The sequence below is a fragment of the Parendozoicomonas sp. 209JJ7-1 genome, from assembly GCF_058147085.1.
In genome coordinates this window covers 1-1402 of sequence record NZ_JBYVJU010000069.1, presented here as the reverse complement: position 1 = coordinate 1402, position 1402 = coordinate 1, and the positions used below count along the sequence as shown (strand labels likewise).

Annotated in this window: 2 protein-coding genes; both read left to right on the top strand. The window is 35.3% G+C overall.

Annotated features, from left to right (window positions below; translation table 11 throughout):
- The coding region (locus ACY2RQ_RS19345; protein ID WP_490114650.1) for a hypothetical protein at nt 1–867 on the top strand (867 nt) is incomplete at its 5' end.
- Entirely contained in the window at nt 867–1364 is a 498-nt protein-coding gene (locus ACY2RQ_RS19340; protein WP_490114649.1) for a pilin, read from the top strand. The genes ACY2RQ_RS19345 and ACY2RQ_RS19340, both read left to right, overlap by 1 nt.
- Nucleotides 1365–1402: the final 38 nt, after the last annotated feature.

Sequence of the window (1402 nt, the reverse complement as noted above, 5' to 3'; positions counted from 1 at the left end):
GGCGTTAAGCGCTACCAAACATCAACATTGGAGTATGAAATGTCATGGAGTAGATTCCACTTCATTTTTAGAGAAGCTAATAGTCTCATAGAACAGAAAGAATCCCCTTATGAGGCTATTAGGAAATCTCAGAGGAGTAAGTATCTAAACTTGTATGGAGTTAATGAGAAACATAACTCTCTTCAAGAAAAATTAGTTTCTAATGCTTTGGCTCTAGAAAATAAAAATATTCTCCATAATGCTATAGAAATCTACAGCCGCTTGGATTTTGATGCATCAACTTGCGTACCGCAGAAAAATAGAAGGATACAATTATACATAGGGTACTTGACTCTAATGTACCTATTAATGTCGTTCATATACAAGATGAAAGTAATGCCTGCATTTTTGGGGATGTATGAAACGCTAGATTTCCCTATTCCTAATGATGTGATTTGGTACAACTCAAACTGGGGGCTTATAACATTTTTAACAGTATCAATTTTGTCACTATCATTCCTATCTGGTTATGTGAGCACTTTAATATCAAAAACAATATTAGATCCAGACAAATCATTAACCTATAAAATATTGATTCCGAGAAAGATAAAAAAATCTTATGGGAAGATTATAGATATAATCTCCTTTCCTATTGAAGAGAAAAAGAATCTAAATCTTTTAAACGAGCATCTTAGTACGATCAATAGCGAAGTAAGGTTGGCGAAAGAGATAAGTTTTATCTTGTCTAATGAAAAATCAGACTTACAGAATAAACTTGATACCTTTAACACAACCATATTAGTAATTTCAGGAATGGCTATTGTCTTTTCTATTTACTTCTTCTTGAATAGCGCATATCAACCAATATTTTCAATGGGGTCAGTGTGATGAATAAAATTGAAAATGGATTTACACTCCTCGAACTCATGGTTGTAGTTTCCATCATAGGTATACTCGCATCTGTAGCAATGCCTCAATACCAGAAATACATTCAAAGAAGTGAAATGGTTGATGCATTAAGTATGGCTACAAACTTCAAAGATAAAATCACACACTACTATAAAGAAAACTTATCTTTCCCAAAGAATAATCACGAACTTGGTATACCAGAAGAAAACCTTTTGATAGGAAATAGAATCACTGGTGTAACTATTGAAAATGGAGCAATACATGTTCGTCTTGGTAACAAGGCATCTGCAATTTTTCAAGACAAAACGTTAACATTTAGGCCAGCAGTTGTAATAGGGAGCCCAACAAGTCCTATATCTTGGCTGTGTGGCTATGATCAACCTGTGGCAGGCATGGATGCACCTGCTGAAAACAAGACTGACATAGATAGAGAAGTTCTACCATCATCATGTCAGAACAAGCAATCAGGCGCTTAACAAGCGCATCCAAGTGACGCCTTCGGCGCACCTGATGC